The following is a 14,238-nucleotide window of genomic DNA, read 5'->3' as shown; positions in this document are numbered from 1 at the left end:
TCCATGGATGGGGCAAAAGTGGCGGGCGATGTGTTTCTGCGCGATGGGTTCAAGGCCTCAGGGGAGGTGCGCTTGGTGGGCGCGCAGATTGATGGGGATGTTGACTGCTCCAAGGCTGAGTTCGATGGCAAGGGAGGACATGCCTTGTCGCTGGAGCGTGCAAGTGTGAGAGGTGCTTTCTTCTTCCGCCGTCTGCTTGCGCCTGTGCAACACGTGAATCTGACGGGAGCATCTGTTTCCATCTTGGCAGACGACTTGGAGGCTTGGGGTGAGGGTGTGGTGCTGGATGGATTCACGTATGTACGCATCGGGGGTGGGGCGGACACCGATGCCCAATCCAGAGAAGTTTGGTTGGATAGGCAGTGCGTTCGACATAGCGGAAAAGATGGCCAAGGCGACGATTTCAGGCCGCAACCCTGGCGCCAGTTGCAGAAGGTGTTGCACGACATGGGCCACGCGGAGGGTGCTAGGCAAGTGGCCATTGCTTTTGAACATCGTTTGCGACGGGCCAACCTGATTGGACAAGCACCACAGCATTGGGGTGTCGTGCGACGTTGGTGCTACTTGTACACTTCGCTTGGCTTTCATTGGCTTTTTTATGTGCTTATCGGCTACGGCTACAGGCCCTTGCGACTGGCAACATGGATGTTTGCCGTGTGGCTTTTCTGCGCGGTGGTGTATTGGTATGCGGCATTGCAAGGGGTGATGGGGCCGAGCAATCCCTTGGTGTTCCAAAACTCCAAATACGCGAATTGCCAGAGCAATTGGTATTTATGCGAAACCTTACCTGAGGAATACACCGGCTTTAGCCCATTGACCTATTCCCTGGACGTCATTCTTCCCTTGGTCAATTTGCAACAAGAGAGCGATTGGGCGCCGTTAATTCCGACACCAAAGGTGGTTTGGTGGGAAGAGCTCGGGCGTCACTGGACCTTGAAGCACTTAGTTCGCGGTGTGCTCTGGCTCGAAATTATTTTCGGCTGGGTTGCCAGTTTGTTATTGGTGGCTGTGGTCTCTGGCTTGACCAAACGCCGAGAAGATTAGCGGCCAGCGGTGCCGTGGATACTGCGCCGCGCCAGTACCTCAACCGGCTGAGCGATCTGATGTTCGTGTTGGCGCGCGTGCTCAACCGCATGAATGGCGGAGACGATGTGTACTGGAAGAGCGAGCGGCTGTCGCAAGCTGCTGCCGATTGACATTGCAAACAAAAACGCCCGTCAGGGCAGACCTGACGGGCGCGAGCAGCTATTGATTTGATAGTAAATCAGCGGCGACGGTTCAGCAGCGCATACAGCAGGATGGCGCCGAAGGTCGCGGTGCCGATGCCGCCCAGCGCGAACTGGCCGAACTTGAGCGTGAAGTCGCCGGTGCCCAGCACCAGTGTGATGGCGGCGACGATCAGGTTCTTGTTCTCGCTGAAGTCCACCTTGTTGTCGACCCAGATCTTGGCGCCGGCGACGGCGATCAGGCCGAACACCACGATCGAGACACCGCCCATCACCGGCAGCGGGATGGCCTGGATCACGGCGCCGAACTTCGGTGAAAAGCCCAGCAGCACGGCCAGCAGGGCGGCGCAAACAAAGATGGCGGTGGAATAGATCTTGGTGGCGGCCATGACACCGATGTTCTCGGCGTAGGTGGTGACGCCGGTGCCGCCGGCCGAGCCGCTGACCATGGTGGCGATGCCGTCGCCGATGAAGGCGCGGCCCATGTAGGGGTCCAGGTTTTTGCCGGTCATGGCGGTCACGGCTTTGATGTGGCCCAGGTTCTCGGCCACCAGGATGATGGCCACCGGCGCGATCAGCGACATGGCGGTGAGGTCAAACACCGGTGCGGTGAAGGACGGCCAGCCGAACCAGGCGGCGTTGACGACGCCCGACAGGTCCAGCGGCTTGCCCAGGCCGAGGCCGTTGGTGAGGGCGGCGTAGATGACGCTGGCGACGATCAGGCCCACCAGGATGAGCAGGCGCTGCACCATGCCGCGCGTGAACACCGCCACCAAGCCGACGCTGAGGAAGGTCACCAGTTGCATCCAGCTGTCGAAGTTGCTGGCCGCCATGTTCTTGACGGGAATGCCGGCCAGGTTCAGGCCGATCACCGCCACCACGGCGCCGGTGACCACCGGCGGCATGAAGCGCTCGATCCAGCCGGTGCCGATGGCCTGCACCACCAGGCCGATCAGCACGTAGACCGCGCCGCAGGCAATGATGCCGCCCAGGGCTACGCCGAGGTTGGTGTTCGGTCCCTTGCCGGCATAGGCGGTGGCGGCGATCACTACGCCGATGAAGGCGAAGCTCGAGCCCAGGTAACTCGGCACCTTGCCGCCGGTGATGAGGAAGAAGATCAGCGTGCCGATGCCGCTCATCAGGATGGCGATGTTGGGGTCGAAGCCCATCAGGATGGGGGCCAGCACCGTGGCGCCGAACATGGCGATCACGTGCTGCACGCCCATGACAGCGGTCTGCGGCCAGGGCAGGCGCTCGTCGGGGCCGATCACGCCGCCTTGCTGCAGCACATCGGCGCTTTTCTCCGTCCATTGGAACAGGCTCATTGTTTTTCTCCGGGTTGTGAGGTGCGGCGATGCTAATGCATTTGCCGTGCCAGACACAGGGGGCAGACCCGGGAGACAATACGGGCCAATATTTATCCATTCATCATCCCGAGCGAAAGTAAGCGCCATGATTCCGATCGACCCGGCCGCCCGCGCCAACGTCCATCTCATCGACCACCCGCTGGTGCAGCACAAGCTGACTCTGATGCGCAAGAAGGAAGCCAGCACCAGCAGCTTTCGCCGCTTGCTCAATGAACTGGCCGCGCTGATGATCTACGAGGTCTGCCGCGACATGCCGCTGCAGGACGTGCAGATCGAGACCCCGCTGGAGACCATGACCGGCAAGGTGATCGACGGCAAGAAGCTGGTGTTCGCCAGCATCCTGCGCGCCGGCAACGGCATTCTGGATGGCGTGCTGTCGGTGGTGCCGGGCGCGCGCGTCGGCCATGTCGGCCTGTACCGCGACCCCGAAACCCTGCAGGCGGTGGAGTACTACTTCAAGATGCCCAAGAACATGGAGGAGCGCGACATTGTGGTGGTCGACCCCATGCTGGCCACCGGCAACTCGGCCGCGGCCGCCGTGACGCGCCTGAAGCAATGCAAGCCGAAGTCCATCAAGTTCCTGTGTCTGCTGACCTGCCCGGAAGGCATCAACACCCTGTACAAGGAACACCCGGATGTGCCGGTCTACACCGCGGCCATTGACCGCGAGCTGAACGACCACGGCTACATCCTGCCCGGCCTGGGCGATGCGGGTGACCGCATCTTCGGCACGCAGTAAGCAAGCCCGCGGCGGGTCTGCTGTTGAACGTCAGGCGACGAAGCGCGCCACCTCGGCCAGTACGCTTGCTTCCTTCAGAATCTTCGCGTGGCCCAGGCCTTCGGTGGCGATCAGCTGCGCACCGCTGATGGCGCGGCTGTAGGCCAGACCGTCCGCGAAACGGTTGATGCGGTCGCCACGGTCGTGCACCACCAGCGTGGGGGCCTGGACGCGGGGTCCTACCGCCGTCGGTTCGAACTGCGGCATCACGATGCCTTCGCGCGCCTCGATGCGCTGCTGCATGGCGGCGCGGGTGGTCTCGCTCAGGCTGAACATGCGCGCAAACAGGCGGGTGTATTCATAGGGCGAGGCGGGCGGTGCCAGCAGCACCAGGCGCTGCGCCTCCAGCCCGCGGCTGACGGCATAGGCCGCCGCATTGGCCCCCAGCGAATGCGCCACCACCGCCTGCAGCGTGTGGCCCTGCTGCCGCAGGCGGCCGGCCACGTAGTCCAGGGCACGCGCGAATTGCGGCAGGTTGCTGACCCCGCCGCCGCTGCGGCCGTGCGCCGGCATTTCCACCAGCACCGGTTGCAGGCCTTGGGCAGTCAACGCTTCCGCCAGCGCCAGCATCTGGCCGGCGTGGCCGCCCCAGCCGTGCACCAGCAACACCACGGGGCCTGGGGCGGTGATGGCACGCGTGTAGAGCGTCAGGCTGGCGCGTTCGAACGGCCAGGACGCGATCTGCCAGTCGGCCTGCCAGGGTTGCCGGCGGCTCAGCCAGCGCGGCGGCAGCGGCGTGCCGAACAGGCGGTGCGCGGCGCGCACGGCCAGGCCCGGCCACAGGCGCTGTGAGGCGCCCAGGCCCAGGCGGAACAAGCGGACGACGGGGCCGTTGCCGTAAGGCGTGGGCGCGGTCTGGGGGGCAGGGTGTGTCATGGCGAACTCCTGGACAGAGGGTGTCAGTAGTAGATCCAGTCGCTGTTGTTGCGCGGCAGGTTGCGCAGCGACGCGAAGGCGGCGATCACGCCGCGGACCAGCAGGTACAGGCCAAGGCCGGAAAAGACGATCCACATGGCAGTTCCTTTCTTCGCACGATCGTGCGAAATGTGGGTGAGCAGGCAGATAAGGTCAACATCAGGGAGAGCGGGTTGGCGGGTAAGTTAAGCCTGGTAGCTCTGCAGCAGACGCTGCCAGGTGGCGGTGGCACGCTCGGCGGCCGTCGGGTCGCGCAGGAAGCGGGCGTCGTGCAGCAGGCCGATCGAGATGCCGTAGATCTCACCAACCAGTTGCTCGGGCACGGTGTCAGGTTTCAGGTGGCCGGCCTCGATGGCCTGCAGCACGGTGCGGCGCAGGGCGGCGCGCCAGCGCGAAATTTCCTGGAACAGCACATCGCGCAACTCGCCTTCGCGGTCGTCCAGTTCGAACGCGCCGGCGGTGTAGATGCAGCCGCTGTGCACTTCGACATCGCGCATGCGGGCGATCCAGCGGCGCACGATCTCGTCCAGCCGCGGCAGTCCCTTGGGTTTCTGCATGGCAGGCACGAACACGTCAGCCAGGAAACGCCGGCCGAACTCCTCGATCACCGCCTTTTGCAGCGCTTCACGTGAGCCGACACGCGAGAACACGCCGCTCTTGGAGAGGCCGATGCGATCCGCCACCGCCTGCAGCGTGAGGGCTTCCAGCCCCTCGGCGGCGGCGAGGTCGAGCGCGGCACCGACGATGGCGGCGCGCGTCATTTCGCTCTTGGCGGTTTTGGCATCGAGGTTCATGAGGCAAATTTAGCACAAGTGTCCGAAATTGAAAATCCCTGTTCTGTCTCGGGGTAAATCCGGAGGTGCTTTGTCCCCGACGCGGCTGTGGACGGCGGGGAGTTCATGCCATGATGGCCCGCATGACGACTGCCCCCTACCTTCCCCAGATCCGCCTGTACCAGCACTGGCTGCGCGAGCAGCGCGGCCTGTCATTCGAGCGTTACGAAGACTTGTGGCGCTGGTCGACCACGGACCTGAATTCCTTCTGGCAGAGCATCTGGGACTACTACGATCTGCAGTCACCCACCCCGCACACGGCCGCGCTGGCCGAGAACCGGATGCCGGGCGCGCGCTGGTTTCCGGGCGCGCAAGTCAACTACGTGCAGCAGGTGTTCCGCCATGTCGAGGCGGCGCATGCGGCCGGTTTTCCGGCGTTGGTCAGCCACAACGAGAAAAGCCTGGCCGGCGGTCTGCCGGCACGCGAGCTGAGCTGGCCCGAGCTGCGCCGCCAGGTGGCTTCGCTGGCGCTGCACCTGAAGGCCCAGGGCCTGCAGCCGGGTGACCGCGTGGCCGCCTACCTGCCCAACATCCCGGAGGCCATGGTCGCTTTCCTGGCAGTGGTGAGCCTGGGCGGGGTGTGGAGCATCTGCGCGCCCGACATGGGCACCGCGGCGGTGCTGGACCGCTTCAAGCAGATCGAGCCCAAGGTGCTGATCGCCTGCGACGGCGTGACCTATGGCGGGCGCGATTTCGACCGCCGCGACGTGGTGGCCGAGTTGTGCGCCGCGCTGCCGAGCGTGCAACACGTGATCGTGCATGACAATTTAGGGTTGGAGCCGATTGCTCCTGAATCCATAGCGTCTCCCGACGTATTTACGGAGGCTACGGCCCGAAATGATGCTGAGGTGGTCGCATTCCAGCCGCTCTGGCTGCCGTTCGACCATCCGCTGTGGATCGTCTACTCCAGCGGCACCACCGGCCTGCCCAAGCCCATCGTGCACGGCCATGGCGGCACCCTGCTGGTGGCGCTGGCGCTCAAGGGGCTGCACAACGATGTGGGCTGCAGCTACGCGCCCAACAGCTTCGGTGAGCGCTTTCACTGGTACAGCTCCACCGGCTGGGTGATGTGGAACGCGCAGATGAGCGGTCTGCTCAACGGCACCACCTGTTGCCTGTTCGACGGCAGCCCGGGCGGCAGCACAGTGGACGCTACCGGCAACAAGATCGCGCCCGACTGGACCACCCTGTGGCGCTTTGCGGCGGCGGTGGGGGCGACCTTCTTCGGTGCCGGCGCAGCGTTTTTTGCCAACTGCCTGAAGGCCGGCATTGACCTCTCAAAGATCGATGGCCTGCGCCAAGTGCGGGCTTTGGGTACGACCGGCTCACCATTGAGCGAGGAGGCGCAGGCGTGGGGCACGGCGCAGTTTGCCAAGATGGGCGCGCCCGACATCTGGTGGTGCAATATTTCCGGCGGCACCGACTTTGCCGGTGCTTTCATCGGCGGCAACCGCGAGCTGCCGCAGGTACCGGGCCAGATGCAGTGCCGCCTGCTCGGCTGTGCGGTCGAGGCCTGGAACGAGCAGGGTCAGCCGGTGATGGATGCGGTGGGCGAGCTGGTCTGCTCACAGCCGATCCCGAGCATGCCGCTGTACTTCTGGAACGACAAGGACAACGTACGCTATCTGGGCAGTTACTTCGACATGTACCCGGCCGGTCACGGCCGCCTGCCCGGTGGTGGCGATGGCCCGGCCGCCATGGGGCCGGTCTGGCGCCATGGCGACTGGCTCAAGATCACGCCACAAGGCGGCTGCATCATCTACGGCCGCAGCGATGCCACCATCAACCGCCACGGCCTGCGCATGGGCACCAGCGAGCTCTACAGCGCAGTCGAAGGCCTGCCCGAGGTGCTGGACTCGATGGTGGTGGACCTCGAATACCTGGGACGCGAGAGCTACATGCCGCTGTTCGTCGTGCTGCGCGAAGGCCATACGCTCGATGCCGCGATGAAAGCGCGCATCAACGACGCCATCAAGACCGCGCTGTCGCCGCGTTTCGTGCCCAACGAGATTTTCCAGGTGACCGAGATCCCGCGCACCCTCACCGGCAAGAAGCAGGAGCTGCCGATCAAGAAGCTGCTGCTGGGCCAGCCGATCGAGAAAGTGGTGAACAAGGACGCCATGGCCAATGCCGCGTGCCTGGACTGGTATGTGGACTTCGCCCAGCGGCGGCTGACGCAGCACGGCTGAACCGGCGGCCACTGCCGCACGAGGGCCGTTCGCCTGTACGGCCGTCAGCATGCGGTAACGTTGGCGGTCTTAGCGGGCGGCCAGGCGCTGCAGCCAAGCCGCAAACGCCGCCAGCGCCGGCCGTGGCTCGCCGCGTTCGGGCGTGACCAGGTAGTAGGCGCGGCCGCTCTTCAGCGGCTTGGGGCAGGCCACAACCAATTCGCCGCGGGCCAGCTCCGGCTCGATCAGAAGGCGCGGCACCAGCGCCAGCCCCAGGCCGTGGGCGGCGGCGGCGGCGGTCATGGAATACAGCTCGTAGCGCGGCCCGGACAGGGCAAACGGCGCGTTCACGGCCATGGCCTCGAACCATTGTCGCCAGGCCTCGGGCCGGGTGCTTTGCTGCAGCAGCGGCAGCTGCGCCAGGTCGGCGGGCTGCAGACGTTTACGCCCCCTCAGCAAGGCGGGCGCGCAGACCGGCACCACCTCTTCTTCAATCAGCGGCAGTGCGCGCGTGCCGGCCCAGTTGGCCACTTGCTCGGGCGTGCCGGAATAGAGCGCGGCGTCAAAACCGGTGTCGGCAAAGAGGAAGGGGCGGGTACGGGTTTCGATGTGCACCACCAGCTCCGGGTGCTGCGTGGCCAGGTGCGGCAGGCGCGGGAGCAGCCAGCGCGTGGCGAAGGTTGGCACGGCCGCTAGCGCAATCGCACCGGCCGTGCCCTGGCGCGACATGGCTTCCAGCGTGTCGCGTTCCAGGGCCTGCAGGCGGGGGGCGATCTGGCGCGCGTAATCGGCGCCGCTGGGTGTGAGCGCCACGCCATGGCGGGTGCGCCGGAACAGCGCAAGGCCGAGAAACTCCTCCAGCGCGCCGATCTGGCGCGACACCGCACTTTGCGTCAGTGCCAGTTCCTGCGCCGCGCGTGTGTAGCTTTCATGACGGGCCGCGGCATCAAAACAGGCCAGGGCTTGCAGCGAGGGGATTTTGCGGCGCATGGTGTGCTGAATATACACAACTCACGCGTGAGAGGCTGTTGTTTCCAGAGGAAACATGAAGGGGTTAGGCCAATCCGGTGCAATTGATACATGCCAAAATTTCATATCTGGGTGCAAATTTGTCGTTTGCCCTGTGCGTGAATGACCCGTACCATGGCGTCAACTTTTTGGAGAACCCGTATGGCCAACGCCGCTTTTCAATGGAACGATCCCTTTTTGCTCGACCAGCAGCTCAGCGATGACGAGCGCATGGTGCGCGATGCCGCTGCCGCCTACTGCCAGGACAAGCTGGCTACTCGCATGCCCGAAGCCTTCCGCAACGAGAAGACCGACCCGGCCATCTTCCGCGAGATGGGTGAGCTCGGCCTGCTGGGCCCCACCATTCCCGAACAGTACGGCGGCCCCGGCCTGAACTACGTGGCCTACGGCCTGATCGCCCGCGAGGTGGAGCGCGTCGATTCCGGCTACCGCTCCATGATGAGCGTGCAGTCGTCCCTCGTGATGGTCCCGATCTTCGAATTCGGCACCGAGGCGCAGAAGCAGAAGTACCTGCCCAAACTCGCCCGCGGCGAGTGGATCGGTTGTTTCGGCCTGACCGAGCCCGACCACGGCTCCGACCCCAACTCCATGGCCACGCGTGCCTACAAGACGGCCGGCGGCTACCGCCTCAAGGGCAACAAGATGTGGATCTCCAACAGCCCGATTGCCGACGTGTTCGTGGTCTGGGCGCGTGAGGTCAGCGAGGGCGGCGCCCAGGGCCCGATCCGCGGGTTCGTGCTGGAAAAAGGCATGAAGGGTCTCTCCGCACCGGCCGTGCACGGCAAGGTGGGCCTGAAGGCCTCCATCACCGGTGAGATCGTGATGGACGACGTCTTCGTGCCGGAAGAGAACGCCTTCCCCGAGGTGCAGGGTCTCAAGGGCCCCTTCACCTGCCTGAACTCGGCGCGTTACGGCATTGCCTGGGGCGCGCTGGGCGCGGCCGAGGATTGCTGGTTCCGTGCCCGCCAGTACGTGCTGGACCGCAAGCAGTTCGGTCGCCCCCTGGCGGCCAACCAGCTGATCCAGAAGAAGCTGGCCGACATGCAGACCGAAATCTCGCTCGGCCTGCTGGGCTGCCTGCGCCTGGGTCGTATGAAGGACGAGGGCACCGCTGCGGTGGAGATCACCTCCATCCTCAAGCGCAACTCCTGCGGCAAGGCGCTGGACGTGGCGCGGCTGGCGCGCGACATGATGGGCGGCAACGGCATTTCCGACGAGTTCGGCGTGGCGCGTCACCTGGTGAACCTGGAGGTGGTGAATACCTATGAAGGCACGCACGACATCCACGCCCTGATCCTGGGTCGTGCGCAGACCGGTATTGCGGCATTTGCGAATTGAAGCACCCCCGAGACGCTTCGCGCCTCCCCCTCAAGGGGGCGCTCCCGGCGGACTGGCAAAGCCAGCTCCGCGGGAGCCTTGGAACGACGGCCAGCTGCGCGGCCTTGAAGCGTTACGCGCGCAGGATGACGGAGAACTGAAATGAATCAAGCAGCTGCCCTCCCGCACATCAAGGTGCTCGATCTCTCCCGCGTGCTGGCCGGTCCGTGGTGCACGCAGATCCTGGCCGACCTCGGCGCGGACGTGGTCAAGGTCGAACGCCCTGGCGCCGGTGACGACACGCGTCACTGGGGGCCACCCTTCCTGAAGGATGCGCAGGGTAACGACACCGAGCATGCGGCCTACTACACCTGCGCCAACCGCAACAAGCGCTCGATCACGGTCGACCTGGCCAAGCCGGAAGGCCAGGCATTGATCAAGCAGATGGCGGCACAGAGCGATGTGCTGGTGGAGAACTTCAAGGTTGGCGGCCTGGCGCACTATGGGCTGGACTACGCGAGCCTGAAGGCGGTCAACCCGCGCCTGATCTACTGCTCGGTCACCGGCTTCGGCCAGGATGGGCCGTACGCCGAGCGTGCCGGCTACGACCTGATGATCCAGGCCATGAGCGGCATGATGAGCATCACCGGCCGCCCGGACAACGTGCCCGGTGGTGGCCCGCAGCGCGTGGGCGTGGCGCTGACCGACCTCTTCACCGGCGTGTATGCCGCCACCGCCATCCTGGCTGCGCTCGAAGTGCGGCATCGCACCGGCGAAGGCCAGCAAATTGACATGGCATTGCTCGACGTCGGCATGGCCATTCTGGCCAACCAGGCCGGCGGTTTCCTCAACACCGGCCGTGTGCCGCAACGCCAGGGCAACAGCCACCCGAGCCTGGTGCCGTACCAGGACTTTCCCACGAAGGATGGCGCCATGCTGCTGGCCATCGGCAACGACGGCCAGTTTGCGCGCTTCTGCGCGGCAGCCGGGCGGCCCGAATGGGTGGCGGATGTGCGCTTTGCCACCAACACGCAGCGCGTCATGCACCGCGAGCTGCTGGTGCCGCTGATGGAAGAGGTCACGCGCACGCGCAGCACGGCCGAATGGGTGGCGCTGCTGGAAGACAAGGCGGTGCCCTGCGGCCCGATCAACGACATCGGCCAGGGTTTTGCCGATGCCCAGGTCCAGGCCCGCGGTTTGGTGCTGAATCAAGCCTGCAGCCCCGTTGCACAAGCGCAAACAGCTATCAATTCAATAGCAAGTGTGGCCAGCCCGCTGCGGCTGCAGGCCACGCCGCCAGTGCTGCGCCGGGCGCCGCCTGCCTTGGGCGAACACACCGACGAGGTGCTGGCCGAACTGGGGCTGGACGCGGCACGCATAACCGCCTTGCATCAGGCCGGCGTGGTGTAAGCCGGTGCCGGGGCGGCCTGGTGAAGGCCGCCCTAGGGAATTCACGGGGGTCTCTGGGTCACGCAGGTGACCTGTTTCATGCGAAGGTGTCTGCCACCATCGAATCTGATTACCCGACGTGCTAGCGACGTCGGTAGACCAGACTCAGGAGACACCTATGAAAAAGCCCGCTTCCCGTGACGTGACCCGCCGCCAGCTGCTGACCCGCGCTGCCACCCTGGCTGCGCCGGCCATTGTCAGTCCCTGGGCCCTGGCGCAGGACAAGTACCCGAACCGCCCCATCACGCTGATCGCGCCCTGGCCGACCGGCGGCAGCAGCGATGCCGTGATGCGCGCCTTCGCCGAGAGCGCTGGCCGTGCGCTGGGCGGTACGGTGATCGTTGAGAACAAGCCGGGGGCCGGCGGCACCTTGGGCGCCGCGGCCATGGTGAATGCCAAGCCGGACGGCTACTTGCTGACGCAGTTGCCGCTGGGCATCTACCGCATCCCGCACATGCAGAAGACGTCCTTCGACCCGGTGAAGGACATCACGCACATCGTCTGCCTGACCGGCTACACCTTCGGCCTGGCCGCGCGCCCCGATGCGCCGTACAAGACGCTGAAGGAGATGGTGGCCTACGCCCGTGCCAACCCAGGCAAGGTGGCCTACGGCCACACCGGCACCGGCACCACGCCGCACCTGGCCATCGAGGAGTTCGCGGCCAAGGCCGGCATCACGCTGCAGGACATCCCCTACAAGGGCTCGGCCGAGATCATGCAGGCCATCCTGGGCGGCCACATCCCGCTCATGAGCGGGACCACCGAATTTGCGCCGCACGTGAAGGCCGGCAAGCTCAATCTGCTGGCCACGCTGGGCAGCAAGCGCAACAAGGCCTTTCCTGACGTGCCCACGGTCAAGGAAAGCGGCTGGGACACGGTGACCGAATCGCCCTTTGGCATTGGCGGCCCGAAGAACATGGATCCGGCGCTGGTGAAGGTGATCCACGACGCCTTCAAGAAGACGCTGGACGACCAGCGCGTGCTCGACACGCTGGACAAGTTCTACCAGCCGGTGATCTACATGGACACGGCCGAGTACACGGCCTATGCGGCACGCACCTTTGCCGCCGAGAAGGCCACCATCGACCGCCTCAAGGCCGCCGGCAAGATCTGAGCCTGGGACCGCGGCATCAGACCCCTTCGGGCCGGATGCGGGCGCGCTCGATCACCGGCTTCCAGCGCGCCTGCTCGCTCTGGATGAAGGCCGCGAACTCGGTGCTGCTGTTGCCCACGGCCAGTGCCGTGTCGGCCGCCAGCTTGTCCTTCACCAGCGTGCTGCGGGCGGCGCGCACGGCCTCCTGCTCCAGCCTGGCCAGATTGGCTTTCGGCCAGCTTGACGGGGCCAGCAGGCCGTACCACTGCGTCATCTCGAAACCCTTGTAGCCGGCTTCCGCCACCGTGCCCACATCGGGCAGCTGCGGCAGGCGCTGCGTGGTACCGGTGGCGATGCAGCGCAACTTGCCGGCCTTGATGAACGGCAGCAGGGCCGGCGCGCCCACAGCGGCCGCGTGCAGGCGGCCGGCCAGCAGGTCGGTCATCATCGGGCCGGTGCCGCGGTAGGGCACATGCAGCACGAAGGCGCCGGAGGCCATCTTCAGGTATTCAAAGGCCAGATGCCCGGCACTGCCGTTGCCGGCCGAGCCGTAGTTCAACTGGCCGGGCCGCGCCTTGGCATAGGCGATGAACTCCGGCAGGGTGCGTACCGGCAGGTCCGGGTGCACCACGTACAGGCTGGGTACCTTGGATAGCAGGGTGACGGGTGCAAAGTCGCGTGTCGGATGGTAGGGCAGCGAAGGGAAAATGTAGGGGTTCACCGCCAGCGTGCCGATGTGGCCCAGCACCAGGGTGTGGCCGTCGGTCGAGTGGGCCACCTCCTGCATCGCAATGTTGCCAGCGGCACCGGGTTTGTTGTCCACGAACACGTTCTGGCCCAGGGTCTTGCCCATTTCGGCCGCGACCGCACGCGCCACGATCTCAGAGCTGCCGCCGGGTGCAAAGGGCACGACCAGGCGCAGCGGCTTGCTCGGCCAGGCCTGAGCCTGGACCAGCGAGGGCGCGGCGAGCGCGGCAGCGCCACCCAGCCACTGGCGGCGGGTGAACAGAGGTGTGTTCATGGGGGATCTCCTGCCGGCTTCAGCCGGCCTTGCGGTTGACCAGCACGATACCGATGGCCACCAGAGCCAGTGCGGTGAGCAGGCTGGGGGTGAGCGGCTCATGCAGCCAGAGCGCGCCGAACAGCAGTGCGAACATCGGGGTCAGGAAGACGAAGACCGAGATCCTGGTGGCCGGGTAGCGGCCCAGCATCCACATCCACGCCAGGTAGCTGGCAAAAGCGCCCACCACCGTCTGCAGTGCGAGTGAGGTGGCAGCGAAGGCGCTGAACTGCCAGGGCCAGTGCTCGCCCAGTGCGAGCGACAGCAGCGGCAGCGTGACCGCGCTGACGCCCACCTGGTAAAACAGCAGCTTCTCGGCCGAGGCGCGGGCCAGGGTGCTGGCACGGATGGTGACGGTGGTCAGTCCCCAGGCCAGGCCGGCGATCAGTGCCAGCGCATCACCCAGCAACTGGCCCTCCGAGGCCGGTGTGACAAAACTCTCGCGCATGGCGAACACCAGGGCGCAGAACGCCAGCAACAGCCCCAGCCATTGCAGCGGCCGCAGCCGTTCAACGCGCACCAGCAGCGGCAACAGCAGAGCGACCCAGAAGGGCGAGGTGTAGAGAAACACCGTCAGGCGCGAGGCGGAGGTGTGTTGCAGGCCGATGTAGATGCAGGCGAACTCGCCGGCAAACAGCGCACCCGCCAGCAGCCCGGGCCAGAGCGTGCCATCCCGTGCCAGCAGGGGCACGTCGCGCCGGCGGCACCACAGGGCCAGCAGCAGCGTGGCCCCCACAAAGCGCACACCGGCCTGGAACACCGGCGGCAACTCGGGCAGCGTGGCCTTCACCAGCACCTGCTGGAAGCCCCAGAACAGGCAGCAGGCCAGCAGAACGGCTGCGGCGACCCCGTCGAGATGCTCCTTGCGTACTGGCTGATTCATGTCAGTCAGATGCCGGAGCGAGAGACGCATGAATGAGGCTGTCCAACCCAGAAACGCCGTGGAACCGGCTTCGCCGGGCCACTGGCGTTGCCCCCTGCAAGGGGGGTGGCGTAGGGACAC

12 protein-coding genes and 1 pseudogene are annotated in these 14,238 nt (G+C 65.6%); 7 read left to right on the top strand and 6 right to left on the bottom strand.

What is annotated here, in order from left to right:
• Positions 1–1,044 (top strand): hypothetical protein (locus CDE01S_RS18725; RefSeq protein WP_218016537.1); only part of this gene is annotated, 1,044 nt, incomplete at its 5' end.
• Positions 1,045–1,064: 20 nt separating this feature from the next.
• Positions 1,065–1,196, top strand: a pseudogene (locus tag CDE01S_RS18330) (cob(I)yrinic acid a,c-diamide adenosyltransferase); the annotation flags it as partial.
• Between the two features lie 68 nt (positions 1,197–1,264).
• Here CDE01S_RS18330 and CDE01S_RS16955 read toward each other — a convergent pair.
• Complete coding sequence (locus CDE01S_RS16955; RefSeq protein ID WP_066710416.1) at positions 1,265–2,551, bottom strand: solute carrier family 23 protein; 1,287 nt, start codon at positions 2,549–2,551, stop codon at positions 1,265–1,267.
• A 127-nt stretch (positions 2,552–2,678) separates the two neighbouring features.
• Here CDE01S_RS16955 and upp point away from each other — a divergent pair, with 127 nt between their 5' ends.
• The gene (gene upp, locus CDE01S_RS16950) at positions 2,679–3,332 is read left to right on the top strand and encodes a uracil phosphoribosyltransferase (protein ID WP_066710413.1); all 654 of its coding nucleotides are present in this window, start codon (positions 2,679–2,681) and stop codon (positions 3,330–3,332) included.
• A gap of 30 nt (positions 3,333–3,362) precedes the next feature.
• On the opposite strand, the gene CDE01S_RS16945 is transcribed toward upp, so the two are convergent.
• Positions 3,363–4,247 carry an alpha/beta fold hydrolase gene (locus CDE01S_RS16945; RefSeq protein ID WP_066710411.1) on the bottom strand — a complete coding sequence of 295 codons (885 nt, stop codon included), beginning with the start codon at positions 4,245–4,247 and terminating at the stop codon, positions 3,363–3,365.
• Positions 4,248–4,471: 224 nt separating this feature from the next.
• The gene (locus tag CDE01S_RS16940) at positions 4,472–5,080 is read right to left on the bottom strand and encodes a TetR/AcrR family transcriptional regulator (protein ID WP_066710408.1); all 609 of its coding nucleotides are present in this window, start codon (positions 5,078–5,080) and stop codon (positions 4,472–4,474) included.
• A 122-nt stretch (positions 5,081–5,202) separates the two neighbouring features.
• On the opposite strand from CDE01S_RS16940, the gene CDE01S_RS16935 reads away from it, so the two are divergent.
• Positions 5,203–7,308, top strand: a complete 2,106-nt coding sequence (locus CDE01S_RS16935; RefSeq protein ID WP_245636207.1) for an acetoacetate--CoA ligase — start codon at positions 5,203–5,205, stop codon at positions 7,306–7,308.
• Between the two features lie 69 nt (positions 7,309–7,377).
• On the opposite strand, the gene CDE01S_RS16930 is transcribed toward CDE01S_RS16935, so the two are convergent.
• On the bottom strand, positions 7,378–8,277 hold the full coding sequence (locus CDE01S_RS16930) for a LysR substrate-binding domain-containing protein (protein WP_066710420.1): 900 nt from the start codon (positions 8,275–8,277) through the stop codon (positions 7,378–7,380).
• Between the two features lie 180 nt (positions 8,278–8,457).
• Here CDE01S_RS16930 and CDE01S_RS16925 point away from each other — a divergent pair, with 180 nt between their 5' ends.
• The 3 genes from CDE01S_RS16925 to CDE01S_RS16915 all read left to right on the top strand — a co-directional run bounded on the left by CDE01S_RS16925 (position 8,458) and on the right by CDE01S_RS16915 (position 12,196).
• Complete coding sequence (locus CDE01S_RS16925; protein ID WP_066710402.1) at positions 8,458–9,654, top strand: acyl-CoA dehydrogenase; 1,197 nt, start codon at positions 8,458–8,460, stop codon at positions 9,652–9,654.
• Positions 9,655–9,795: 141 nt separating this feature from the next.
• Complete coding sequence (locus CDE01S_RS16920) at positions 9,796–11,043, top strand: CaiB/BaiF CoA transferase family protein (RefSeq protein ID WP_066710399.1); 1,248 nt, start codon at positions 9,796–9,798, stop codon at positions 11,041–11,043.
• A 157-nt stretch (positions 11,044–11,200) separates the two neighbouring features.
• On the top strand, positions 11,201–12,196 hold the full coding sequence (locus CDE01S_RS16915) for a tripartite tricarboxylate transporter substrate binding protein (RefSeq protein WP_066710396.1): 996 nt from the start codon (positions 11,201–11,203) through the stop codon (positions 12,194–12,196).
• 16 nt (positions 12,197–12,212) lie between these two features.
• On the opposite strand, the gene CDE01S_RS16910 is transcribed toward CDE01S_RS16915, so the two are convergent.
• Together CDE01S_RS16910 and CDE01S_RS16905 are read right to left on the bottom strand one after the other, a co-directional pair.
• A complete protein-coding gene (locus CDE01S_RS16910) occupies positions 12,213–13,196 on the bottom strand; it encodes a Bug family tripartite tricarboxylate transporter substrate binding protein (protein WP_066710393.1) in 984 nt (327 codons plus the stop codon).
• Between the two features lie 19 nt (positions 13,197–13,215).
• Positions 13,216–14,118 carry a DMT family transporter gene (locus tag CDE01S_RS16905; RefSeq protein WP_066710388.1) on the bottom strand — a complete coding sequence of 301 codons (903 nt, stop codon included), beginning with the start codon at positions 14,116–14,118 and terminating at the stop codon, positions 13,216–13,218.
• Between the last annotated feature and the right edge of the window lie 120 nt (positions 14,119–14,238).

It is taken from the genome of Curvibacter delicatus NBRC 14919, assembly GCF_001592265.1.
In the GTDB taxonomy this organism is placed as follows: domain Bacteria; phylum Pseudomonadota; class Gammaproteobacteria; order Burkholderiales; family Burkholderiaceae_C; genus Hylemonella; species Hylemonella delicata.
Note: the sequence above shows the minus strand (reverse complement) of the source record. Positions and strands in the feature narration are given on the sequence as shown.

Coding starts and splice junctions, on each gene's coding strand:
- CDE01S_RS16955 (WP_066710416.1), bottom strand. CDS start 2,551: ATGAGCCTGTTCCAATGGACGGAGAAAAGCGCCGATGTGCTGCAGCAA.
- upp (WP_066710413.1), top strand. CDS start 2,679: ATGATTCCGATCGACCCGGCCGCCCGCGCCAACGTCCATCTCATCGAC.
- CDE01S_RS16945 (WP_066710411.1), bottom strand. CDS start 4,247: ATGACACACCCTGCCCCCCAGACCGCGCCCACGCCTTACGGCAACGGC.
- CDE01S_RS16940 (WP_066710408.1), bottom strand. CDS start 5,080: ATGAACCTCGATGCCAAAACCGCCAAGAGCGAAATGACGCGCGCCGCC.
- CDE01S_RS16935 (WP_245636207.1), top strand. CDS start 5,203: ATGACGACTGCCCCCTACCTTCCCCAGATCCGCCTGTACCAGCACTGG.
- CDE01S_RS16930 (WP_066710420.1), bottom strand. CDS start 8,277: ATGCGCCGCAAAATCCCCTCGCTGCAAGCCCTGGCCTGTTTTGATGCC.
- CDE01S_RS16925 (WP_066710402.1), top strand. CDS start 8,458: ATGGCCAACGCCGCTTTTCAATGGAACGATCCCTTTTTGCTCGACCAG.
- CDE01S_RS16920 (WP_066710399.1), top strand. CDS start 9,796: ATGAATCAAGCAGCTGCCCTCCCGCACATCAAGGTGCTCGATCTCTCC.
- CDE01S_RS16915 (WP_066710396.1), top strand. CDS start 11,201: ATGAAAAAGCCCGCTTCCCGTGACGTGACCCGCCGCCAGCTGCTGACC.
- CDE01S_RS16910 (WP_066710393.1), bottom strand. CDS start 13,196: ATGAACACACCTCTGTTCACCCGCCGCCAGTGGCTGGGTGGCGCTGCC.
- CDE01S_RS16905 (WP_066710388.1), bottom strand. CDS start 14,118: ATGAATCAGCCAGTACGCAAGGAGCATCTCGACGGGGTCGCCGCAGCC.